Source organism: Stenotrophomonas sp. 05L413 (assembly GCF_056397945.1).
Genome location: NZ_JBFTOL010000006.1, coordinates 360,234 through 383,216, shown reverse-complemented (window position 1 = coordinate 383,216; position 22,983 = coordinate 360,234). Strand labels below are relative to the sequence as shown.

Genomic DNA, 22,983 nt, shown 5'->3' with positions numbered 1-22,983 from the left:
GGCCGCTGGCCGGCTCAGCAGAAATCCAMCCGTACGTGGCGCCGGCCAGCGGCCGGCACTACCACAGCGCGATGGGTGTTCACTTAGAACCCATGCCGCTTGCGCAGCCGTCGCGCGATGGCCGCACGCACATACACGCCGTAGCCCAGGCCGAACACGAAGCCGGCGATATGTGCCCACCAGGCCACCATGCCGAAGGTCGGGCCGATATAGGCGAACACCACCTGCAGGGCCGCCCAGACGCCGATCAGCAGATAGGCGGGGGCGCGGACGAATTCCAGGAACAGGCCCAGCGGGATCACCACGCCCAGCCGCGCGCCCGGGAACAGGGCCAGGTAGGCGCCGATCAAGGCCGACACCGCGCCGCTGGCCCCGATGATGATCTGGTCCGGGCTGCCCATCGTGTAGATGGCGGTCAGATTCGAGATCGCCCCGCCGACCAGGAACAGCAGCATCAGCCGCCACGGCCCCAGCACGCGTTCGGCCGGCAGCCCGAAGATCAGCAGGAACACCAGGTTGCCCAGCAGGTGCGACCAGTCCGCGTGCAGGAACAGCGCAGTGAACAGCCGCAGCACGCTGCCATCCTGCAGCGTCGCCCACCAGTCCAGCGGGTGGGTCAGGCCGGTCGAGAGGGCGCCCCAGTCCATCCACAGGCTGCGGCGGGCATCGTCCGGCCGCGAGATCGACCACAGGAAGGCCACCCACAGCGCGGCGAACAGCAGGGGGGTGGCCCAGCGGTAGGCGGCTTTCTTGCGGGAGGGGGTCGACACGAACATGCGGGCACTAGCCTAGCGCGGAGGCTGAGCTGACGGGGATATGTCGCGTTCAGCATGAATAGCCACAAGGGCGACTTACGTTATTGTTTCATTAACCGCTCTCGGTATACTCGCATACGGCGTCGTATGTCGGGAGGGGAATCCGGCGCGTTGTCCTGACCCATCAAGGGGAGGGGCGGCGCAGGCGCGCGTTGCCAACATCACCGCTTTCCGGAGAGAACCAACAATGCATACCGCTTCCACTCTTGCCCGCGTCACCGCCCTGGCCGTCGGCATCGCCGGTGTCCTGGCCGTGGGCCACGTCAACGCTGCCGCCTTCCAGTTGAAGGAAAACAGCGCCAAGGGACTCGGCCGCGCCTTCGCCGGTTCCGGCAGCGCCGCCGGCGACGCCTCGATCATGGCCGTCAACCCGGCCGGCATGCGCCAGCTCGAAGGCATGCAGATCCAGGGCGACCTGAGCGCCATCAGCTTCTCGGCCAAGTACAAGGGCACCGGCCGCAATGGCGCAGGTCAGCCGCAGACGGGCGGTAACGGCGGCGACGCCGGCATGATCGCCCCGGTTCCGGCCGCGTACTTCCACATGCCGATCGGCGAGCAGGCCCACTTCGGCGTCTCGCTGACCGCCCCGTTCGGCTTCAAGACCGATTACGACAATGGCTGGGTCGGCCGTTACAGTGGTCTGAAGACCGATATGAAGGCCATCGACCTGGGCTTTGCCGCGTCCTACGACGTCAACCCGTACGTGTCCTTCGGCGCGTCCGTGTTCGTCGAGCACCTGACCATCGAGCTGAGCCAGGCTGTCGACTTCGGCGCCCTCTTCGCCGGTCGCGTGCCGGGCTACGCGCCGGGCAGCGCCGATGGCAAGTCGACCGTGAAGGGTGACAACAACGCTGTGGGCTGGACCGTCGGCGGCTTGTTCAGCCCGGACGAGAACACCCACATCGGCATCAGCTACCGCTCCAAGGTCGAGCACAAGATCACCGGCGGCGATGCCAACTTTGATCTGCCCAGCGATGGTGGCCGGACGGCGTCGATCCTGGCAGCGACCCAGCCGGGCGTGTTCGTCAACACCAGCGGCAAGGCCACGCTGACCCTGCCGGCCTCGGCCACCCTGAGCGTCACCCACAACATCAATGACCGCTGGACCGTCATGGGTGATGTGACCCGCACCGCGTGGTCGACCGCGTTCGACACGGTCACCATCGACTTCGCTTCCAACCAGCCGAACTCGGACCTGAACTTTGGTTACCGCGACACGACCTTCGTCTCGCTGGGTACCGATTACAAGCTGAGCGACACCGTGACCCTGCGTGGCGGTGTGGCGCTTGACCAGACCCCGACCACCGACGCGCACCGCGACGTCCGCGTGCCGGATACCAGCCGCAAGTGGCTGTCGCTGGGCGTGGGCTGGACCCCGTCGGCGAACACCGAATACAACTTCGGTTACACCCACCTGTTCACCAGCGAGCCGAACATCCTGGTCAAGCCGACCCAGGGCAACCAGGGCAACTCGCTCAACGGCAAGTACAAGGTCCGTGGCGACGTGCTGGCCGCTTCGTTCAACTACAAGTTCTGATCAACGCAGCGCTGATCGGTTGAACGCAGCAGCAGAAAACCCCGCGAAAGCGGGGTTTTTTGTTGCCTGCAGACAAGGCGAAAGCGGTCAGCGCAACTGCCGCGGCGTGGCGTTGAGGCGCTTGCGCATCAGCCGGCGCAGGGCGGTGGGATCGCGGTAGCCCACGCGCTCGGCCACGGTCTCCACCGAGTAGCGGCTGTTCTCCAGCAGGGTGCGCGCCTGGTTCAACTGCACACTGCGGATCAGGTGCAGCGGCCCCTGCCCGGTTGCCTTGCCCACCTGCCGCGACAGCGTGCGCGTGGACATGCCGGCGTACTTGGCGAGCGCACCGACGCTGACCGTGGCCGGCAGCGTGGCTTCGATGTGGGCGGTGAGTGAGGCGATCAGCGCATTGCCCTGCGCCATCATCGCCGGGACCATGAACGGCGATTGCAGTTGCCGGCGATCCAGCAGCAGCGCCCGTGCCACCGCATCGGGAAGCGCCGGGCCAAAGCGCTGCCGGAGCAGGTACAGCATCAGGTCGGTGTGCCCGAGCGCGGCACCGGCCGTGATCAGCGGCGCGTCGTCGATCACCATGCGGTCTGGATCGACCTGGCACTCCGGAGCTTGCCGCTGCAACGCGCCGGCCAGCCACCAGGTGGTGGTCACGCTGCGCCCGGTCAGCAGCCCGGCATCGTGCAGCAGGAAGACGGAGGCACAGGAGGCCGCGACACGCCCGCCCGCCGCCACGTGCGCGCGCAGCGCCCGCACCACACCCGGGATGTCGGGCTCGCCCAGCCGCTGTGCGATGGCGTCGGGATCCTCCACGCCCAGCCCTGGCACGATCCAGCACGCCTGCGCATCGGCCAGGCGTGGCATCGGCGCGGCACGCAGCTGCAGGTGCGTGCCCAGGCGGACGGGGCCGCGTGCCGGGCTGCAGACCTGCCAGCGCGGCACCGGCAGCCCCAGGCGCGGTGCGAGGGTGGCGGCCGTAGTGAGGATGTCCAAGGTGAGCGCGACGCTGGAGGCGAACGCGCCCGGCAGGACGATGACAGTGAAATCGTGCATTGGCTGATTGTGCACGAAAGATGTCGGATCGGCCGATGTTGCCCGGGGCGGCGTTCGGCTCCAATGGAGTTCCTTTGCGCAACCGGTCGATCCCCATGCCCAACATCACCCTTACCCTTCCCGCCGACGCGTTCGATGCCGCTACCCGGCAGCGCCTGCTACAGGCGGTGCATGACGCCGCCGTCCGCGCCAGCGGCTTGGGCGCCGAGCCAGCCCAGCAGCGCCTGTGCTGGGTGATGCTGCAGGAGATCGCGGCCGGCCACTGGCTGTGTGGTGGTCAGGACATCGGTGCGCACGGCATTCCCTGCCAGGTCGAGGTGCGGATTCCGCAGGGCGTGCTGGATGCGCAGCAACGCGCCGACTACGCACTCCAACTGCACGACGCCATCGCCGGTTGCGTGGCACCAGGCGATCCACGCGTGCTGCTGAGTTCGATCGTGATGACCGATATCGCCGATGGCCACTGGGCGGCCAACGGCCGATTGTGGCACTTGAACGACTTCGTACAGGCGGCCGGTTACGCGCATCTGCAATCGCAGCTCGCATCGGCATGATCACGCGCGCCGCCCGGCCGAAACGATGAACACTGGAATGACATCCAGCACGACGTACAATCCCCGCCCGGACTGCGCCCTGCCGTCCCGTGATTACTGACAAGGATCTGTATATGTCGTCTCTGCTGTTGCGCTCCACGCTCGCCATGGGTCTGGCCGGTCTCTCGCTGCCTGCCATTGCCGCGCCGGAGTTCGCCGCCTGTTTCACTTTGACCCCGGGTCTGTCCTGGTCGAATGCCGATGAAACGCTGACCATCGAAAAAGTGACCTTCGCTGGCCAGAACGCCATCAAGATGCACAGTGCCGGTGGTGGCATCGGGATGGCCACGTTCCATGACATCAGCGGCCGCCAGCTGCTGGGCCAGGAGCGTTACAGCATGTCCAGCGACGGCCCCACGCGGACCGATACCTTCAAGCCGGCGCCGACGTTCCCGCAGAGCGCCAAGCCGGGCGATCGTTTCGAGCTCACTGGCGCGGGCGAGCGCACGAACCATGTCGACGAAACCGTTGAACCGGTCGACTACGACGGTTTCTCCGACTACACCTTCGTCGGTTTCGAAGACATTGAAGCGGACGTCGACAACCAGCCGCGCACGTTCAAGGACACCTGCCACGTCACCGCGACCTTCGAAGACAGCCGCATCGAGGCGTGGTATGCCGCCGGCTTCGGCCGCATCAAGTTCGAGCGTTACATGGGTAGCGAGCTGCTGATGCAGGACCAGATCGAGTCCATCGAAAGCCCGTGACCTACAAAAAACCCCGCGTTCGCGGGGTTTTTTGTTTACCGCAGGACGCCCGGAATCAGTCGCCCAGAGTCAGCAGCGAGGCATTGCCGCCGGCCGCCGTGGTGTTCACGGTGACGGTCTTCTCGGTGGCAAAGCGCAGCAGGTAGTGCGGGCCGCCGGCCTTGGGGCCGGTGCCGGACAGGCCCTGGCCGCCGAACGGCTGCACGCCGACCACCGCACCGATCTGGTTGCGGTTGACGTACACGTTGCCCACGTTGATGCGCGAGGAAATGCGGTCGACGGTTTCATCGATGCGCGAATGCACGCCCAGGGTCAGGCCGTAGCCGGTCGCGTTGATCTGGTCGATCACCGCATCGAGCTGGTCGCCCTTCCAGCGGATCACGTGCAGCACCGGCCCGAAGATCTCCTTGTGCAGCTGGTCCAGGTTCTTCAGCTCGTACGCACGCGGGGCGAAGAAGGTGCCGTGCGCGGCGTCGTCGCTGAGCGTGGCAGCGGCGATCAGGCGCGCGTCCTTCTCCATGCGTACGGCATGATCCTTGAGGATCTGCAGCGCGTCGGCGTCGATCACCGGGCCGACGTCGGTCGACAGCAGGCCAGGGTCACCGACCTTCAGTTCGGCCATCGCGCCGGACAACATGGTCATCACCTTGTCGGCGATGTCGTCCTGCACGAACAGCACGCGTGCGGCCGAGCAGCGCTGGCCAGCGGAGGTGAAGGCCGACCCGATCGCATCCTTGACCAGCTGTTCCGGCAGCGCCGAGGAGTCGGCGATGAAGGCGTTCTGGCCGCCGGTCTCGGCGATCAGCACACCGATCGCAGCGTCGCGGGCGGCCATCGCGCGGTTGATCGCACGGGCGGTGTCGGTGGAGCCGGTGAAGGCCACGCCGGCCACGCGCGGGTCGGCGGTCAATGCGGCACCGACGGTCGCGCCGTCGCCCGGCAGGAACTGCAGCACGCCTTCGGGCACGCCGGCGTCGAGCAGCAGCTTCACCGCGTAGTAGCCGATCAGGTTGGTCTGCTCGGCCGGCTTGGCGATCACGCTGTTGCCGGCGGCGAGCGCGGCGCTGACCTGGCCCAGGAAGATCGCCAGCGGGAAGTTCCACGGGCTGATGCAGACGAACACGCCGCGGCCGTGCAGCTGCAGTTCGTTGGATTCACCGGTCGGGCTCGGCAGCTTTTCGGCGTGGCCGAACTGCTCGCGCGCCTGCTTGGCGTAGTAGCGCAGGAAGTCGACCGCTTCGCGCACTTCGGCGATGCCGTCGGGCAGGCTCTTGCCGGCTTCCTTGACGCACAGCGCCATGAACTCGGGCATGCGCGCTTCCAGCTGGTCGGCGGCGTGTTCCAGGATCGCCGCGCGGCTGGCGGCCGGGGTGCGGTTCCAGGCCGGCTGCGCGGCCACGGCATTGGCCAGCGCCTTCTCGACGGTGGCGCTGTCGGCCGGCTGCCACTGGCCCACCACCTGGCGCGTGTCGGCCGGGTTGGTCACGTTCAACAGTGCGCCGGTCGGGTTGGCACCCGGCACCAGCGGCGCGGCGTGCCACCCGCTCTTACCCGGCGCGGGCACGGCGGCGTTGAGCTGCTCGGCCAGGGCACGCAGATCGTTGTCGTTGGCGAGATTGACGCCCATGGAGTTCTTCCTGTCATGGTTCTGGCTGCGCAGCAGATCGACCGGCAGCGGGATTTTCGGATGCGGAATGGACGCGAACGAGGAGACCACCTCGACCGGATCGCGGATCAGGTCGTCGATGGCCACGTTCTCGTCGGTGATGCGGTTGACGAAGCTGGAATTGGCGCCGTTTTCAAGCAGGCGACGCACCAGGTACGGCAGCAGGTCTTCATGCGAACCGACCGGCGCATACACGCGGCACGGCACGTTCAGACGGTCGGCCGGCACCACTTCGGCATACAGGTCATCGCCCATGCCGTGCAGCTTCTGGTGCTCGTACTGGCCGCCCTTGGCGATCGCCTGCACGGCCGCGATGGTGTGCGCGTTGTGCGTAGCGAACATCGGGTAGATAGCATCGCTGTGCGTGAACAGACGCTTGGCGCAGGCCAGGTAGGAGACGTCGGTATTCTGCTTGCGGGTGAACACCGGGTAGGCCGGCAGACCGTCGATCTGCGCGCGCTTGATCTCCGCATCCCAGTACGCGCCCTTGACCAGGCGCACCTGCAGGCGGCGACCGATGCGACGGGCCAGGTCGGCCAGGTAGTCGATCGTGTAAGGGGTGCGCTTCTGGTAGGACTGCACGACCACACCGAAGCCTTCCCAACCGGCCAGCGAGGCATCGCTGACCACGGTCTCGATGATGTCCAGCGACAGTTCCAGGCGGTCGGTTTCTTCGGCGTCGACGGTGCAGCCGATGCCGTAGGACTTGGCCAGCTGCGCCAGTTCCAGCACGCCCGGCACCAGGTCGGCCATGACGCGTGCGCGCTTGGCATGCTCGTAGCGCGGGTACAGCGCGGAGAGCTTGATCGAGATGCCCGGTGCCGAATTGACGTCGCCATCGGGACGGCCGCCGCGGGCCTTGTGGTCACCGCCGATCGAGTGGATCGCGCGACGGTAGTCTTCCAGGTAACGCTTGGCATCCTTCATGGTCAGCGCGCCTTCGCCGAGCATGTCGAACGAATAGCGGTAGCTGGCGTTGTCGCCCTTGTGCGAGCGCGACAGCGCTTCGTCGATGGTGCGGCCCATGACGAACTGGTGGCCCATGATCTTCATCGCCTGGCGCACGGCCAGGCGGATCACCGGCTCACCCACGCGGCCGATCAGGCGCTTGAACGCGCCCGGCACATCGGCGCGGGTGGCATCGTTGATCTGGACCAGGCGGCCGGTCAGCATCAGGCCCCAGGTGGAAGCGTTGACCAGCACCGAGTCGCTGCCGCCCATGTGCTTTTTCCAGTCGGCCTCGCCGAGCTTGTCTCGGATCAGCTTGTCGGCGGTCTCCTGGTCGGGAATGCGCAGCAGGGCTTCGGCCACGCACATCAGCAGCACGCCTTCCTCGCTGCCCAGATCGTACTGGCGCATGAAGGCTTCGATCGCGCCCTGGTCCTGGGCGCGCACGCGCACGCGCTTGACCAGGTCGGCAGCGGTGGCCTGCACCTTGGCCTGCTCGGCGGCCGGCAGGCGTGCCTGCTCGAGCAGCTCGCGCACATGGGTGGCCTCGTCCTTCAACCAGGCATCGGTGATCGCCTGGCGGAACGCGTCGGGAACGGCCGGCAGCTCGGGGGACAGCAGCGGCGGGCGGGCGGCGCCGGACGATGCCGGGGCAGGGGGAAGGACAGAGGATGCAGTCATGCCGGTCGGCTCGTGGAGAACTTGACCATTTTAATCGTTTTTTTGGCGAGTCAAGTGGTTTTCGTGGTCGCGCCCATGCGGCGCATAGCCTTTCATACAGGGGGATTCGGCGGATTCGACCCGCCTGCCATTTATTGTGCTGTTTTCGTCAAAACCGCCGCCGCAGGCAATGCTGTATTGCAACATTCCTGAAACTGTGAATGGACCCTTGCTACTCGCTGGAGAGCGGGGCTACCATCGAGACGTTTCCCGCGGCAGGAAAAAACGCGGTTGCGACATGATCGAGGTGCTCATCGCTCCGGACGGATCAGGGACGCAACTGCGGCTGCGCCCCCCACGGGCGCTCGATGCCCGGCAGTTCGTCCTGTTGTTTGTGGTGTTGGCGGGGGTGATGTGGCTGGCGGCCGGCCTGGGCTGGTTCACCGGCAATGTATTCGCCCCCGTGTTTGCTCTGCTGTACAGCGTGTTGCTGGCAGTGGCGCTGCGCACGGTGTGGCGCAGTGGAGAACGGCAGGAAGAGATCCGGGTGGTGCCGGCGTGTGTGGAAGTGATTCCCGCACCCGGGCATTCGCCGGTGTTCAGCGCCCACCCGCACTGGGTGAGGCTGATCGCCGACGAACGCAGAGTCCGGCTGGCATCCAGCGGTCGGCAGGTGGACGTGGGGAGTTTCCTCGCACCGGCCGAACGCCAGGTACTGGCTCAGAAACTAGAAGGCTTGCTCGCGGCCAATGACGGCCGCAACCGACGACGCTAAGGGTCTAGGCAATGAAGCAATGCAGAAAGTGGGGCAGGACGTTCGGGAAGTCAGTGTTGAGCGGGGTCGCGCTGCTGGCGCCGGCCATGGCGTGGGCCCAGGCGGCCGACCCCAAACCGTGGCAATTGAACATGGGCAAGGGGGTGACCCAGAGCTCGCGGTTGGCGTGGGAGTCCAACCTGTTCTCGCTGTGGGTCTGTACGGTGATCGGCGTGCTGGTGTTCGGCGCGCTGTTCTACGCGATCTTCAAATTCCGCAAATCCAAGGGCGCGGTGGCCGCCACCTTCAGCCACAACACCAAGGCCGAGGTCATCTGGACAGTGATCCCGGTGATCATCCTGGTGGTGATGGCCTGGCCGGCCACGGCCAATCTGATCAAGTTCTACGACACCCGCGATTCGGAAATGACCGTCAAGGTCACCGGGTATCAGTGGATGTGGAAGTACGACTATCTCGGCGAGAACGTCAGCTTCACCAGCCGCCTGGACCGTGAGTCCGACCGCGTGCGCCAGAGTGGCGTGGTGCCGACCCGCGACAGCCATCCGCATTACCTGCTGGATGTCGACAACCGTCTGGTGCTGCCGGTCGATACCAAGGTGCGCTTCGTGATCACCTCCGACGACGTCATCCACGCATGGTGGGTGCCGGCGCTGGGCTGGAAGCAGGATGCGATTCCCGGCTTCATCAACGAGGCCTGGACCAACATCGAACAGGTCGGCGTGTACCGCGGCCAGTGCGCCGAGCTGTGTGGCAAGGACCATGGCTTCATGCCGATCGTCGTCGAGGCGGTTTCCAAGGAGGATTACCAGAAATGGCTGGCCTCCAAGAAGCCTGCGCCGGCCCCTGCGCCGCAGGCCGCTCCGGCGCCCGCGCCGGCTGCCCCGGCCGAGGCCACCCCGGCACCGGCACCGGCCAGTGAGCCTGCCGTGGCAGCAAAAGACAGCAACGCCTGAAATCGAGCCGCGTCCGCCAGCCGGCGGATGCGGGTACCACCGGATACAGTGAGGTGTAGTTGCGATGGCGCATTCCGCAGTTGACCACGACGGGCATCACGGGCATCAGCAGGGGTTCTTCGAGCGTTGGTTCTTCTCGACCAACCACAAGGACATCGGCACGCTCTACCTGATTTTCAGCTTCATCATGTTCATCATCGGTGCGGCGATGAGCGTGATCATCCGTGCTGAGCTGGCGCAACCGGGCCTGCAGTTCGTCAAGCCCGAGTTCTTCAACCAGATGACCACCGTGCATGCGCTGGTGATGATCTTCGGTGGCGTGATGCCGGCCTTCGTCGGCTTGGCCAACTGGATGATCCCGCTGCAGATCGGCGCGCCGGACATGGCGCTGCCGCGCATGAACAACTGGTCGTTCTGGCTGCTGCCGGTGGCCTTCAGCCTGCTGCTGCTGACCCTGTTCCTGCCCGGCGGCGCACCGGCCGGTGGCTGGACGCTGTACCCGCCGCTGTCGCTGCAGGGCGGCTACAACGTGGCCTTCAGCGTGTTCGCCATCCACGTGGCCGGCATCAGCTCGATCATGGGCGCGATCAACATCATCGCCACCGTGCTCAACATGCGCGCGCCCGGCATCGATCTGCTGAAGATGCCGATCTTCTGCTGGGCCTGGCTGATCACCGCCTTCCTGCTGATCGCGGTGATGCCGGTGCTGGCCGGCGCGGTGACGATGCTGCTCACCGACAAGTTCTTCGGCACCAGCTTCTTCAACGCCGCCGGTGGCGGTGACCCGGTGATGTACCAGCACATCTTCTGGTTCTTCGGGCACCCGGAGGTCTACATCATGATCCTGCCGGCGTTCGGCGTGGTCAGCGAGATCATCCCCACTTTCAGCCGCAAGCCGCTGTTCGGCTACCAGGCCATGGTCTACGCGATCGCCGCGATCGCCTTCCTGTCCTTCATCGTCTGGGCCCACCACATGTTCACCGTGGGCATGCCGCTGGGCGGCGAGATCTACTTCATGTTCGCCACGATGCTCATCTCCATCCCGACCGGGGTGAAGGTGTTCAACTGGGTCAGCACCATGTGGCGCGGCTCGCTCACCTTCGAAGCGCCGATGCTGTGGGCGGTGGCCTTCGTGATCCTGTTCACCATCGGCGGGTTCTCCGGCCTGATGCTGGCGATCGTGGTGGCCGATTTCCAATACCACGACACTTACTTCGTGGTCGCACATTTCCACTACGTACTGGTCACCGGTGCGGTGTTCGGGTTGATCGCCGCGGTGTACTACTGGTGGCCGAAGTGGACCGGGCGCATGTACAGCGAAACCTGGGCCAAGGTGCATTTCTGGTGGTCGATCGTGTTCGTGAATCTGCTGTTCTTCCCGCAGCACTTCCTCGGCTTGGCCGGTATGCCGCGGCGTATTCCCGATTACAGCGTGGCCTTCGCGGACTGGAACCTGATCAGCTCGATCGGTGCGTTCGGCATGTTCGTCACGCCCTTCATGATGGCCGCGATCCTGTGGCACTCGCTGCGTCACGGCGCGAAGGCTGCCGACCGCTGCTGGGAAGGCGCACGGGGCCTGGAGTGGACGATTCCCTCGCCCGCACCGGCGCATACCTTCACCACGCCGCCGACCATCCGTCCGGGTGATCTGGCCCATGACGACATCACCCATTGAGGCCGCTCATGACCAGTACCACCCGCACGCCGGATGAGCAGGCCCTGCAACGTCGCCGCGCGCATCGCACCGCGTGGGCGGTCGGGATCGTCGCGCTGATGGTCTATGGCGGCTTCATCCTCAGCGGGGTGATCGGGCGATGAGCGATCCGCGCCCGGCAACCGCGCGTCATGCGGGCCTGCCCCGCCTGATCGGGGTGGCGCTGGCGGTGTTCGTGCTGACCTTCTCGCTGGTGCCGCTGTACCGCATCGCCTGCGAGAAGGTGTTCGGTGTGCGCCTGGAGCGTGGCCCCGGCGCGGCGGCAGGCACTGCAGCCGCCACCGGCAAGCGCACGGTGCGGGTGGAGTTCGATGGTGGCGTGAATTCCAAGTTGCCGTGGGCGTTCCATCCCGAACAGCTGACGATGGACGTGGTGCCCGGCGAGCTCAACGAGGCGCTGTATTACGCGCGCAATGACAGCGATCGCGCGCTGGTGGGCAGCGCCGTGCCGTCGGTGGCACCGGCCAAGGCGTCGGGCTACTTCAGCAAGACCGAGTGCTTCTGCTTCACCGCGCAGACCCTGCAGGCCGGTGAGAAGCGCGACATGCCGGTGCGCTTCATCGTCGATCCCGACCTGCCGGCCAACATCACCACGATCACCCTGTCCTACACCTTCTACAAGAACGACGCCTTGTCCGCGCAGCTGGCTCCGGCCAGCTTGCCGACCGGCGCGCGTGCAGCTCCCTGATCCGGACCGGACCCAAGACCATGGCCCAGCAAAGCCCCGATGCGAACGTGTACTTCGTGCCCACGCACAGCAAATGGCCGTTCATCGGTTCCATTGCGATGATGGTGACCATGGTCGGCGTGGCCAGCTGGCTCAACGATTCCGGCTGGGGCAAGTGGACCTTCTACACCGGCATCGCGATGCTGGTGCTGACCCTGTTCTGGTGGTTCAGCGATGTGGTGCGCGAATCGCAGGCCGGCAGCTACAACCGCCAGGTGGACGGCTCGTTCCGGATGGGGATGGTGTGGTTCATCTTCTCCGAAGTGATGTTCTTCGGCGCGTTCTTCGGGGCGCTGTTCTACACCCGCAACCTGGGCTTGCCGTGGCTGGGCGGCGCGGGCGATGGCGTGATGACCAATGAGTTGCTGTGGGACGGCTATTCGGCGGCGTGGCCGACCAATGGCCCCGGCGCGATCGGCGGGCACTTCCAGACCATCCCGGCCTGGGGTCTGCCGCTGATCAATACGCTGATCCTGCTCACCTCCGGCGTCACCCTCACCATCGCGCACCACGCGCTCAAGGCCGGTCACCGCCGCCAGCTGCTGGTCTGGCTGGGCATCACCGTGCTGCTCGGCGTGGGCTTCCTCACCCTGCAGGCGGAGGAGTACATCCACGCCTACAAGGAACTCAACCTCACCCTGGGTTCGGGCATCTACGGCTCCACCTTCTTCATGCTCACCGGTTTCCACGGCGTGCACGTGCTGCTGGGCACGATCATGCTGGCGGTGATGTGGCTGCGCTCGTCGAAGGGGCATTTCACCCGCGATAACCACTTCGGCTTCGAAGCCGCCGCGTGGTACTGGCACTTCGTCGACGTGGTGTGGCTGATGCTGTTCCTGTTCGTCTACGTGCTGTAGCGTCGGTGCGACCTCCTGCCGCATCGACGCCGGTGCGGCCTCAGCCGCCGATGCCGTGGGGCTTGATCCAACCGCTGTAGATGCCGATGACCACCAGCACGATCAGCGCCACCGATACCGCGATGCGGCGGGTGAGGGCATTGACGGTGCGCTTGGTCTGGCCGCGATCGACCAGCAGGTAATACAGCCCGGCGCCCAGATTCCAGACGATGACGATCAGAAACGCGATTACCAGCAGGGTCTTCAACGAATCATTCATGCGCGGCTCGATGGCGTGGCGGGTGCGCCTATATCACCGCGTTTTGCCGGCGTTGTCATGATGCGCAAGCACACACGCCTGATCGGCTGGATCGCCGCGGTGCTGGTCATCCTCGCGTTCTGCCAGCTGGGCCGCTGGCAACTGCAGCGCATGCACGCCAAAGAAGCGTTGCTGGCCCAGCAGCTGCCCGCCCGCGCGCAGTCGCTCACGCTGCACCGGGCCCAGGCCGCCCCGCCGTTGCTGCGCTGGGTGGAGGATCACGGTCGCTTCCTGCCCGGCACGATCCTGCTCGACAACCAGACCCGCGAAGGCCGCGCCGGCCTCAAGGTGTATCAGCCGTTCCAGAGCGAGGACGGCGCACGCGTGCTGGTCGATCTGGGCTGGCTGCCGATGCCGCCGGATCGTGTCATCCCACCGATCACACCGCTTGCCGGCCATACGGCCATCAGCGGCCTGCTGGCGCCGTCACCGGCCACCGGGCTGGCCCTGGGGCCGGCGCTGTCGCCCGCGCCACAGCCGGGCGTGTGGCTGGCCAGCCGGATGCCCCCCGAGGACATGGCGCGCGCGCTGTCGCTGCCGCCGGGCAGCCTGGGCGCGCGCGTGCTGCGGTTGGATCCGGCGCTGCCAGGCGACTACGCGCGCGATCTGGAGCTGCTGCCCAATACCCTGCCGCCCAGTCGCCATCTGGGCTACGCCGTGCAATGGTTCGGCCTGGCGTTGACCGTGCTGGTGGTCGCGCTGGTCCTGGAATTCCGTCGCCATCGCCGCCGGCGTGGCACTCCCCGGCGCTGACCGGCTCAACATGAGAAAATGCCGCCCATGAATGCCACTTCCCCGGCCCGGCTGCCGTCCCGTTCACGCGGCCGCTGGACCCTGATCGCGTTGTTCGGCGTGTTCTTCGGCGCCATGGCGCTGGCGGGCGTGCTGCGCTTCTCCGGCTGGCAGCCGACCTCGCACCGCAATACCGGGCAGCTGCTGCAGCCGCCGGCCGATCTGCGCGCGCTGCCGCCGACCCTGGCCGATGGTCAGCCGTACCCCTGGAACCCCAACGATCGCACCTGGCGGATCCTGGTGGCCCCGTCTGCCAGCTGTACCAGCGAGTGCGTCACTTTGTCGCAGGGATTGGGCAAGGTGTGGCAGCTGTTCGGCCATAACGCCGATAATGTCGAGATCCTGTGGCTGGGCACGCCGCCGGCCGAGGTCCAGGGCATGCCCGCACTGCGCGCGCTGCGCGCCCAACCGGACCTGCGTGCCGCTTTGCCCGCCGTGGATGACGCCGCCGGCACGCCTGTGTATGTGATCGATCCCAACGGATTCGTGATCATGCGGTACGCGCCGGGATTCGATATGGCCGGTCTGCGCAAAGACCTGGCCACGCTGCTGAAACTGAAGTGAGTTCCGTTTAGATGAGCCTCTCCGCACGCCCGGTGCTGCACCGCAATTTCCACCGTCTGGCGTGGTTTGCGCTGATCATGACCGCCAGTACGATCATGTTCGGTTCGTTCGTGCGTCTGTCCGATGCGGGCCTGAGCTGCCCGGACTGGCCGACCTGCTATGGCCGTGTCACCTGGCCGCAGCACGCCGAGGAAGTGATCGGCCACGAGGCCGCCAAGATCCGCCCGCTGGAAACGCACAAGGCGTGGCGCGAGCAGGTGCACCGTTTCCTGGCCGGTGCACTCGGCATCGAGATCCTCACCCTGGCGCTGCTGGCCACGCGTCGTCGTCGCTGGGGCAGTACGGCGGTGATCACCGCCTGTGTGCTGGTGGCGACGGGCATACCGCTGTACATGATGGGCATGCACGTCCCCGCGAGCATCATCGCCTTGATCGGCGAAGCGATCCTGCTGATCGCCGCGCTGCGCTGGACCAACATCGACCTGGCCCGTGCCGCGTTGCTGACGCTGGCGGTGGTGATCTTCCAGGCGCTGCTCGGCATGTGGACAGTCACCTGGCTGCTCAAGCCGATCGTGGTCATGGGCCATCTGCTCGGCGGCATGCTCATGTTCGGCCTGCTGGTATGGATGGCGTGGCGCGCCACGCATATGCCGATCACCCTGGCCGAGGCGCCCAAGCTGAAGTGGCTGATCCGCGCCGGCGTGGCCGTGCTGGTCGCGCAGATCGCCCTCGGCGGCTGGGTCAGCGCCAACTACGCCGCACTCGCCTGCGGTGGCGGCAGCGCCTCGCTGGACAATTTCCCGCGCTGCGTCAGCCAGTGGTGGCCGCCGCATGATTTCAAGGAAGGCTTCACCCTGTGGCGTGGCATCGGCGTGGATTACGAAGGGGGCGTGCTCGACGGCGCCTCGCGTATCGCGATTCAGATGGCGCACCGCGTGATGGCGATCGTGGTCGCCGTGTACCTGCTGTGGCTGTCGGTGCGCCTGTTCCGCCTGCCGAGCATGCGCGGCTGGGCGAGTGCCCTGGGTCTGCTGGTGGTGCTGCAGATCACCCTGGGCATCCTCAACGTGAAGCTGGCGGTGCCGCTGGAAGTGGCCGTCGCGCACAGCGGGGGCGCGGTGGCGCTGCTGTTCGTGCTGGTGACATTGCTGGCGCGCCTGCGCGCGCCGGAGGCCGAGGGTGGCAAGGCCAGCGCTGCGTCCACTACCGTGCAGGCAGGCTGACGGCATGGCCAGTTACCGTCAGTACTGGGATCTGACCAAGCCCAAGGTCGTCGCGCTGATCGTGTTCACCGCGCTGGTGGGCATGTTCCTGGCCATCCCCGGCGTGCCGACCGCGCAGCAGGCGCTGGACGGCGCGCTCGGCTTCCTCGGCATCTGGCTGGCCGCCTCGGCCGCCGCGGCGATCAACCAGCTGCTGGACGCGCGCATCGATGCACAGATGGCGCGAACCTCATGGCGCCCGCTGGTGGTGGGCAAGGTCAAGCCGTGGCAGGTGCTGGTCTTCGCCGGCCTGCTGATCGTGCTGTCGATGACGATCCTGGTGGTCTGGGTCAACGTGATCACCGCCGTGCTGACCTTCGCCTCGCTGATCGGTTACGCGGTGATTTACACCGTGTACCTCAAGCGCGCGACCTCGCAGAACATCGTCATCGGCGGCCTCGCCGGTGCTACCCCGCCGATGCTCGGCTGGGCCGCGATCACCGGCATGCAGGGCCCGTGGGACTGGGCCTACGCGTCGCTGCTGGTGCTGATCATCTTCATCTGGACCCCGCCGCACTTCTGGGCGCTGGCGATCTTCCGCCGCGAGGATTACGCCAAGGCGGAAATCCCGATGCTGCCGGTCACCCACGGCGTGGCGTACACCCGCAAGTCGATCATGGTCTATTCGATCGCGCTGGCCATCGTCAGCATCCTGCCGGTCGTGGTCGACATGAGCGGCATGTTCTACCTGGGCGGTGCGATCGTGCTCAACGCGGTCTTCCTCTGGTACGCCTGGCGCATGCTGAATCCGCCGGATGAACTGTTCTCGATGAAGATGTTCGGCTACTCCATCGTCTACCTGATGGCGCTGTTCGCCTTCCTGATGGTGGACCACTGGATGCTGCCCTGGTTGAAGTAACCGCCTTGAATCTGTGATTACTGCCGCCATTGCTTCTCTACCGAACAGGGAGTGACGGTATGAAGCGATGGCGTTGGGTGGCGGGGCTGCTGATCGGGATGGCGTTGGGTGCGGCGAATGCGGCACCGGTACCGGTAGCACCAGTGGAGGACACTGCTGCACAGATCATGCGGCATGCGGGCGAAAGCCGTCTGGTGGTCCTCGGTGAACTGCATGGCACGCGCGAGATGCCGCAACTGGTGCAGGCGCTGGCGGAGGCCTACGCCGGACAGGGCACCCCGCTGCACTTGGGGCTGGAACTGCCGGCCACCGAGAACGCCCGGCTGGCCACCTACCTGTCCTCCAATGGCGATGCCGCAGCACGCCAGGCGGTGCGCGCGACCTCCTACTGGCGCACCGCAGGTAAACCGCACGACGGCCGCCGTAATGAAGATACGCTGGCGCTGATCGAGGCGGTGCGGGTCCTGCGTGCGCAGGGCCACGATGTACAAGTAGTTGGCTTCGATCAGGTGCTGCCGGCGGCCCAGGCCGGTACCGGCGCGCGCGATGCGGCGATGGCCGATGCACTGCGTGTACACCACGCAACGTTGCCCTCCGCTGGGCGTCTGTTGGTACTGACCGGGAACGTGCATGCCATGCGCACTCAGCCCGAAGGGCTGCCGTGGCCGCCGATGACTGCGTTGCTGCTCGATCTCCAGCCCTACGCGGTCCGGGTTGATGCGCGGAGTGGGCAGGCGTGGGGCTGCACACAGCATCGGCAATGCGGCGCGCGATCGCTGTCGGCATATACCGGGCCTTCGCCGCTGCAGAAAACGGGCTCAGACCGGTCATACGATCTGCAGATCTGGCTACCGCGCTTCAGCGTGGCGCGGTGGGTGGAGTAGCCGTTTTCGGATGGGAATGTTCCGCGATGTCGCGTAAGGCGAGCATCTACGTTGAAAAGCCGGATCAACAGCTCATTTCCTTGAGCCGCCCGTCACGTATAAACCGGGCGCGGACCTGCTTCTCATGGGCGGAAGGTGTGGCCGTCGTCCTGCTGAGTGATGATCGTCATGAACGCACTTTCCCCTCTCACCCTGGTTGTGGTGCTGTCATCTGTCGCGTTGCCTCACACCGGACCCGATACCGTGGATGCGGTCGGCCGGTGGCTGCATGCGCGCACGCTGCAGGCCGCATCCAGCGAGCCTGTACCAGCGGCGGGATGCGTGCCTGCAGCTGGTGTCCTCAAGATGGTTGAACTGGCGGAGCTGGATGCACCGGAGGCAGTGAAACAGCAGCTGCGCAGGCAGATTGAACGCAGCCGGGCCGGTCCAGTCCGGGTGCCTGACGGAACCATCCCGTCGCCAGCGGGGCTCTTCGCCAGCTTACCCAAGACGAAGCAATCGGACGCAGTGCTCCGTCAACGCTTGCCCAGTCCGCCGACCAATCTTCTGGGGACGGTGCTCGGTGTCGCGGAGGTGATCGGCATGGAGCCCAGTGGTGCGTTGGAGGGTGTGAAGTCCACCGGCTTGACGCGGTTCTATCGGTTGAGCGACGTGGGCATCGTCGCGTTCAATGAGGAAAACTTCCGGGTGCCAGGTACTCTCATCGAGGTCATTGCCGAAGCCCAGAACACCGCCGTCAACGGCTCGCCTGCGCAGCTCGAGATGAATGTTGATGGTCAGGGACGTGGTCGCGTGGTGTTGTCTTGGGCCGCTGGAGACAAGGCATACACACTCACCGCAACCGGCGACAGTGACGTGGAACGCAAGGCACGCGTGCTGCAGGATATCGCTGCGGCAATCAATGATTGATCTTGATCAGCCGGGGGCTGAGGTCCGACCAATGGCGGCAGTCGAGCGAGCTCAACTGCCTCCGTCACCCTTCATCGCCACCACCGGATCACGCGCATACCGCTGCGCGATCATCGCGCAGACGATCAGCTGGATCTGGTGGTAGATCATGATCGGCAGCACGATCGCACCGAGGCTGCCACCGGCGAACAGCACCTTGGCGATGGGCACGCCGGTGGCCAGACTTTTCTTCGAGCCGCAGAACAGGATGGTGATCTCGTCTTCGCGGTTGAAGCCCAGCCGGCGCGCGATGAAGCGGATCAGCGGCATTGCGATGCCGAGCAGCACCGCCGCCACCACCGCCACGCTGAGCAGCGACAACAGCGGCGTCTTGCTCCACAGCCCTTCGCTGACCGCTTCGCCGAAGGCGGAGTAGACCACCAGCAGGATCGTGCCCTGGTCGGTATAGCGCAGCAGCGCGCGCTGCTTCTCGACCCACCGGGCGATCCACGGGCGCAGCAGATGGCCGGCCACGAACGGCACCAGCAACTGCAGCATGATGCTGACGATGGCCTGGCCGGGGTGGTGCATGCCGCCTTCGGTGCCGGCCAGCAGGGCCAGCAGCAGCGGGGTCAGGAAGACGCCGAGGATGCTCGACAGCGAGGCGCTGCACACCGCCGCCGGGACATTGCCACGGGCGATCGAGGTGAACGCGATCGAGGACTGCACGGTGGACGGCAACGCACACAGGAACAGCACGCCGATGTACAGCTCGGGCGTGAGCAGCCAGCCATCCAGCGGTTTGAACATCAGGCCCAGCAGCGGGAACATCACGAACGTGCAGGCCAGGATGGTCAGGTGCAGGCGCCAGTGCAGCAGGCCGGCGACGATCGATTCACGCGGCAGGCGCGCGCCGTGCAGGAAGAACAGCGCGGCGATGGCGACGTCAGTGACATCGTCGAGCACCATCGCGGCGGCGCCGTGCATCGGCAGGAAGGACGCCAGCAGCACGGTGCAGAGCAGGGCGAGGGTGAAGTTGTCCGGTCGCAGGCGCGACCACCAGCGGGTCATGGTGGGCAGACTCCTGTAGGGCAGGGAAGCAGGCGGGGAAAGAAGAGCAGGGTCAACGCGCGGCGTCCTGCTCCAGCAGGACACGGGTCGGCGCTTCCAGCGAGGTCATGCCGGCCGCGCGGCCGAGCGTCAGTGCCTCATCCACCGAGGCACCGTTACGCGCCTCCAGCAGTGCCAGCAGCGCACCGGCGCGGTTGCCGGAGGCGCAGTGCAGCAGCACCGGGCCCTGGCTCTGGGCCAGCGCGGTACGCAGCGCCTGCGCGTTGGCGTCGGTCAGGCCGGCGGCACCGGCAATCGGAATGCGCACGTAGCGCAGGCCGAGGCGTTCGGCCGCGGCGGTTTCATCGAAGCCGCGCGCTTCGTAGGGCTGGCGCAGGTCGATCAGGGTGGTGACCCCGGCCGCAGCGGCCTGCTGCAGTTGGGCGGCGCTGGGCTGGCCCGCGGTGTAGAGCTGCTGCCGTGGCTGTGCGAAGGGCAGCTCCGCCGCCCAGGCGGGGAGGCACAGCGCCAACAGTGCAGTAATGGCAGCAAGGCGGAACCGGCGGACGATCGATGCAGCGGGACTGACGATGTGGGATGCCACGGCGGCTCCGTTGGTCAGAAGCGGAGGGTGCTGCGCGCCTTGAGCAGTTCGCGCAGCTCGTACTTGTCAGTATCGTCCAGACCCTGCTGGCTCTGCTTTGCCTGAAGCTCATCCAGACGTTGCATCAGCAGCTGTTTCTCCAGCTGGGCCACCGCGTCATGCAGCTCCTGGGTCCACATCGCCTCGTCGCCTGGCAGGGTCTGCGCGGCCAGCTTGTGCAGCGATTCCTGTTCCTCGCGGCCTTCGAAGTGCTCCAGCAGCGCCCCGGTGCTGATGTCCGGGCGCTGCTCGACCAGGGTCAGCAGTTCGGTCAGCAGCTCGATGCCGGGCAGGCGCAGGCCGGTGAAGTGGTGGCCGTCCAGCGTCATCGCCAGCGAGGGCTGCTGCAGCAGGATCGCGATGGCCGCGCGCACCAGGCTGCGGCGCTGCGCCGGCGCGACCGCGCGCTGCGGGGCGCGCGAGGGCGGCGCGGATGCGCTGGGCTTGGCGCCCAGCCCGGTCAGCGTGGTCAGCTGCTGCTTCATCAGGTCGCCGAAGGCGCCATCGGGAATCTGGGCCAGCATCGGCTTGGCCCGTTCGGCCAGGCGTGCCTTGCCGTCGAGCGTGCCCATGTTGACCTCACGGGTGAGCTCGTCGAAGAAGAACTGCGACAGCGGCGTGGCCTGCTGCAGGCGGGCATCGAAGCCCTCGCGGCCTTCCTTGCGCACGATGGTGTCCGGGTCTTCGCCATCGGGCAGGAACAGGAAGAAGGCCTGGCGGCCGTCCTTCATGCGCGGCAGCACCGACTCCAGCGCACGCCAGCCGGCGCGCCGGCCGGCGGCATCGCCATCGAAGCAGAAGAACACGTCCGGCGCATTGCGGAACAGCAGCTCGGCGTGGTCCGGCGTGGTCGCCGTGCCCAGCGTGGCCACCGCCTGGGTGACGCCGAACTGGAACAGCGAGACCACGTCCATGTAGCCCTCGACCACGATCAGCCGCTCGATCTTCTGGTTGGCCTGGCGCACCTGCCACAGGCCGTACAGCTCGCGGCCCTTGTGGAACAGCGCGGTCTCGGGCGAGTTGAGGTACTTCGGGCCGGCGTCCCGGCCGTCGTCAGGTGCGCCCATGACCCGGCCGCCGTAGGCGATCACGCGGCCACGGCGGTCGAAGATCGGGAACATGACCCGGTCGCGGAATTTGTCGTAGACGTGGCCGCGGTCGTTCTTGGAAAACAGGCCGGCGCGGTCGAGCAGCTTCATCCGCCGCTCGTCCTTGCCCAAGGCATCCTTCAACGCGCTGTAGCCATCCGGTGCGTAACCGATGGCGAAGCGCTCGCGGTTCTCTTCATCGACACCGCGCTGGTCCAGGTAGGCGCGCGCCTTGTCGCTGCCTTTCAGTGCGGTCTGGAAGAAGCGCGTGGCCGCATCCAGCGCCGAGTACAGATCGCGGCTGTCGTCCTGCTGCTGGGCGGTGCGCGGCTGGGTATCGCGCGGCACTTCCATGCCCACGCGCTTGGCCAGCTCATCGACCGCGTCGAGAAACTCGAGGCGGTCGTAATTCATCAGGAAGCTGATCGCCGTGCCATGCGCGCCGCAGCCGAAGCAGTGATAGAACTGCTTGGTCGGTGAGACCGTGAACGAGGCCGAGCGCTCGTCATGGAACGGGCAGCGCGCTGCGTATTCCTTGCCCTGGCGCTTCAACGGCACGCGACTGCCCACCACCTCGACAATGTCGGAGCGGGCCAGCAGGTCGTCGATGAATGCGTCGGGGATACGGGCCATGGGCAGCAGGCGGGGCATGGCCGCTCACGGCCACGCACGGAAGCGGGGGTACCGCTAGTCTACTAGCTGCCGGCCGGTTCGCCCGGTTTCGGTGGCTCCACCCCAGCCTCGGCGAGGACGGCATGGGCGCGCAGGCGCTCATCAATCACCGAGGTCATCAGTGCACCGACGAAGAAGACCACCGTGGCGTAGTAGATCCACACCAGCGAGATCACCAGCGCGCCCATCGAGCCATACGCGCTGCCCGGTGCGACGGTGGCGATGTACAGGCCGATGCCATAGCGGCCCAGTGCGAACAGGGCCGAGGTGATCGCACCACCGATGAAGGCCTGGCGCCACGCCACGCGGCGGTCGGGCAGGTAGTGGTAGAGGAAGGCGAAGCCCACGGTGTACAGGGCCAGGCTGGTCAGATAGCCGATCGCCGGCAGCACCGAGGGCAGGTGCGCGAACACGACCTGCAGCATCGTGGTGGCGGTCATCGAGAGGATCAGCAGGAAGCCCAGCGCCAGCACCACGCCGAACGAAAACACGCGCTTGCGCAACCAGGCCACGATGCCGTCCAGGCGCTCGCCGCTGGTGTTGAAGATCAGGTTCAGGGCGTTCTGCAGCTGCGCGAACACCGCCGTGGCACCAATGAACAGCAGCAGGGTGCTCCACACGCCCGCCAGCGTGCCGATGTCCGGCTGGTTGTTGGCGTTGCTGAGCACGGTCTCCGCCACCGAGGCGGCGCTGGTGCCGGCCACATCATTGATCTGGCCCAGCAGCGCCTGCTGCGCCGGGGGGTACAGCGAGGCGGTCAGCCACAGCAGCAGCACCAGCAGCGGCGCCATCGAGAGCAGGGCGTAGAAGGCCAGCGCGGCGGCCTGGGTCATCACGTCTGCATCGATGAAGCGGCGCAGCAGCACGGCGGGGAAGCTCTGCTCCAGCCGCGCCAGGTGTTTGCGGACGGTGGACAGGGAAGGGCGCGTATGCGGCATGGACGGCGTCAGATCGGGAGCGAGGCCTCCGTTCTAGCAAATCGCC

Annotated in this window: 23 protein-coding genes; 15 read left to right on the top strand and 8 right to left on the bottom strand. The window is 66.5% G+C overall.

Annotated elements, in window-relative coordinates:
- Positions 1–83 precede the first annotated feature (83 nt).
- A complete protein-coding gene (locus tag AC1DIQ_RS15495) occupies positions 84–776 on the bottom strand; it encodes a rhomboid family intramembrane serine protease (RefSeq protein WP_019186003.1) in 693 nt (230 codons plus the stop codon).
- A 226-nt stretch (positions 777–1,002) separates the two neighbouring features.
- On the opposite strand from AC1DIQ_RS15495, the gene AC1DIQ_RS15490 reads away from it, so the two are divergent.
- Positions 1,003–2,352: an outer membrane protein transport protein gene (locus AC1DIQ_RS15490; RefSeq protein ID WP_478050345.1), complete on the top strand. Its 1,350-nt coding sequence runs from the start codon at positions 1,003–1,005 to the stop codon at positions 2,350–2,352.
- Between the two features lie 87 nt (positions 2,353–2,439).
- On the opposite strand, the gene AC1DIQ_RS15485 is transcribed toward AC1DIQ_RS15490, so the two are convergent.
- On the bottom strand, positions 2,440–3,399 hold the full coding sequence (locus AC1DIQ_RS15485) for a GlxA family transcriptional regulator (protein ID WP_478050344.1): 960 nt from the start codon (positions 3,397–3,399) through the stop codon (positions 2,440–2,442).
- Between the two features lie 95 nt (positions 3,400–3,494).
- Here AC1DIQ_RS15485 and AC1DIQ_RS15480 point away from each other — a divergent pair, with 95 nt between their 5' ends.
- Together AC1DIQ_RS15480 and AC1DIQ_RS15475 are read left to right on the top strand one after the other, a co-directional pair.
- On the top strand, positions 3,495–3,953 hold the full coding sequence (locus AC1DIQ_RS15480; RefSeq protein WP_478050343.1) for a tautomerase family protein: 459 nt from the start codon (positions 3,495–3,497) through the stop codon (positions 3,951–3,953).
- 113 nt (positions 3,954–4,066) lie between these two features.
- Positions 4,067–4,699, top strand: coding sequence for a hypothetical protein (locus tag AC1DIQ_RS15475; RefSeq protein ID WP_121042244.1), 633 nt, complete (start codon positions 4,067–4,069; stop codon positions 4,697–4,699).
- A 55-nt stretch (positions 4,700–4,754) separates the two neighbouring features.
- On the opposite strand, the gene putA is transcribed toward AC1DIQ_RS15475, so the two are convergent.
- Positions 4,755–7,994, bottom strand: a complete 3,240-nt coding sequence (gene putA, locus AC1DIQ_RS15470) for a bifunctional proline dehydrogenase/L-glutamate gamma-semialdehyde dehydrogenase PutA (RefSeq protein ID WP_121042246.1) — start codon at positions 7,992–7,994, stop codon at positions 4,755–4,757.
- Between the two features lie 277 nt (positions 7,995–8,271).
- Between putA and AC1DIQ_RS15465 the strand changes: the two genes are divergently transcribed.
- From AC1DIQ_RS15465 to AC1DIQ_RS15440, 6 genes are all read left to right on the top strand, one after another.
- Positions 8,272–8,748 carry a DUF2244 domain-containing protein gene (locus AC1DIQ_RS15465; protein WP_121042248.1) on the top strand — a complete coding sequence of 159 codons (477 nt, stop codon included), beginning with the start codon at positions 8,272–8,274 and terminating at the stop codon, positions 8,746–8,748.
- Between the two features lie 11 nt (positions 8,749–8,759).
- Positions 8,760–9,701 carry a cytochrome c oxidase subunit II gene (gene coxB / locus AC1DIQ_RS15460; protein ID WP_478050342.1) on the top strand — a complete coding sequence of 314 codons (942 nt, stop codon included), beginning with the start codon at positions 8,760–8,762 and terminating at the stop codon, positions 9,699–9,701.
- A gap of 64 nt (positions 9,702–9,765) precedes the next feature.
- Positions 9,766–11,376, top strand: a complete 1,611-nt coding sequence (gene ctaD / locus AC1DIQ_RS15455; protein WP_478050341.1) for a cytochrome c oxidase subunit I — start codon at positions 9,766–9,768, stop codon at positions 11,374–11,376.
- 8 nt (positions 11,377–11,384) lie between these two features.
- The gene (locus AC1DIQ_RS15450) at positions 11,385–11,519 is read left to right on the top strand and encodes a hypothetical protein (RefSeq protein WP_259462181.1); all 135 of its coding nucleotides are present in this window, start codon (positions 11,385–11,387) and stop codon (positions 11,517–11,519) included.
- Entirely contained in the window at positions 11,516–12,103 is a 588-nt protein-coding gene (locus AC1DIQ_RS15445) for a cytochrome c oxidase assembly protein (RefSeq protein ID WP_152153729.1), read from the top strand. The genes AC1DIQ_RS15450 and AC1DIQ_RS15445 overlap by 4 nt, the downstream gene beginning before the upstream one ends.
- Before the next feature lie 20 nt (positions 12,104–12,123).
- Positions 12,124–12,999 carry a cytochrome c oxidase subunit 3 gene (locus AC1DIQ_RS15440; protein ID WP_478050340.1) on the top strand — a complete coding sequence of 292 codons (876 nt, stop codon included), beginning with the start codon at positions 12,124–12,126 and terminating at the stop codon, positions 12,997–12,999.
- 40 nt (positions 13,000–13,039) lie between these two features.
- Here the strand turns inward: AC1DIQ_RS15440 and AC1DIQ_RS15435 are convergent, their stop codons facing one another.
- The gene (locus tag AC1DIQ_RS15435; RefSeq protein ID WP_019185993.1) at positions 13,040–13,258 is read right to left on the bottom strand and encodes a twin transmembrane helix small protein; all 219 of its coding nucleotides are present in this window, start codon (positions 13,256–13,258) and stop codon (positions 13,040–13,042) included.
- Positions 13,259–13,315: 57 nt separating this feature from the next.
- Here AC1DIQ_RS15435 and AC1DIQ_RS15430 point away from each other — a divergent pair, with 57 nt between their 5' ends.
- The 6 genes from AC1DIQ_RS15430 to AC1DIQ_RS15405 all read left to right on the top strand — a co-directional run bounded on the left by AC1DIQ_RS15430 (position 13,316) and on the right by AC1DIQ_RS15405 (position 18,567).
- Complete coding sequence (locus tag AC1DIQ_RS15430; protein WP_478050339.1) at positions 13,316–14,050, top strand: SURF1 family protein; 735 nt, start codon at positions 13,316–13,318, stop codon at positions 14,048–14,050.
- A gap of 27 nt (positions 14,051–14,077) precedes the next feature.
- On the top strand, positions 14,078–14,653 hold the full coding sequence (locus AC1DIQ_RS15425; protein WP_102788907.1) for a hypothetical protein: 576 nt from the start codon (positions 14,078–14,080) through the stop codon (positions 14,651–14,653).
- An 11-nt stretch (positions 14,654–14,664) separates the two neighbouring features.
- Complete coding sequence (locus tag AC1DIQ_RS15420) at positions 14,665–15,876, top strand: COX15/CtaA family protein (protein ID WP_478050338.1); 1,212 nt, start codon at positions 14,665–14,667, stop codon at positions 15,874–15,876.
- 4 nt (positions 15,877–15,880) lie between these two features.
- The gene (gene cyoE / locus AC1DIQ_RS15415) at positions 15,881–16,774 is read left to right on the top strand and encodes a heme o synthase (RefSeq protein ID WP_478050337.1); all 894 of its coding nucleotides are present in this window, start codon (positions 15,881–15,883) and stop codon (positions 16,772–16,774) included.
- 59 nt (positions 16,775–16,833) lie between these two features.
- Complete coding sequence (locus AC1DIQ_RS15410) at positions 16,834–17,658, top strand: TraB/GumN family protein (RefSeq protein WP_478050336.1); 825 nt, start codon at positions 16,834–16,836, stop codon at positions 17,656–17,658.
- Positions 17,659–17,826: 168 nt separating this feature from the next.
- On the top strand, positions 17,827–18,567 hold the full coding sequence (locus tag AC1DIQ_RS15405) for a hypothetical protein (RefSeq protein WP_478050335.1): 741 nt from the start codon (positions 17,827–17,829) through the stop codon (positions 18,565–18,567).
- A 51-nt stretch (positions 18,568–18,618) separates the two neighbouring features.
- Here the strand turns inward: AC1DIQ_RS15405 and AC1DIQ_RS15400 are convergent, their stop codons facing one another.
- The 4 genes from AC1DIQ_RS15400 to AC1DIQ_RS15385 all read right to left on the bottom strand — a co-directional run bounded on the left by AC1DIQ_RS15400 (position 18,619) and on the right by AC1DIQ_RS15385 (position 22,937).
- Positions 18,619–19,617, bottom strand: coding sequence for a bile acid:sodium symporter family protein (locus tag AC1DIQ_RS15400; RefSeq protein WP_478050334.1), 999 nt, complete (start codon positions 19,615–19,617; stop codon positions 18,619–18,621).
- Positions 19,618–19,669: 52 nt separating this feature from the next.
- Positions 19,670–20,167 (bottom strand): protein tyrosine phosphatase family protein, encoded by a 498-nt coding sequence (locus tag AC1DIQ_RS15395; RefSeq protein WP_478050353.1) that lies wholly within the window; start codon positions 20,165–20,167, stop codon positions 19,670–19,672.
- A gap of 47 nt (positions 20,168–20,214) precedes the next feature.
- Positions 20,215–21,960, bottom strand: a complete 1,746-nt coding sequence (gene dnaG / locus AC1DIQ_RS15390; RefSeq protein WP_478050352.1) for a DNA primase — start codon at positions 21,958–21,960, stop codon at positions 20,215–20,217.
- A gap of 62 nt (positions 21,961–22,022) precedes the next feature.
- Positions 22,023–22,937, bottom strand: coding sequence for a YihY/virulence factor BrkB family protein (locus tag AC1DIQ_RS15385; protein WP_121042273.1), 915 nt, complete (start codon positions 22,935–22,937; stop codon positions 22,023–22,025).
- Positions 22,938–22,983: the final 46 nt, after the last annotated feature.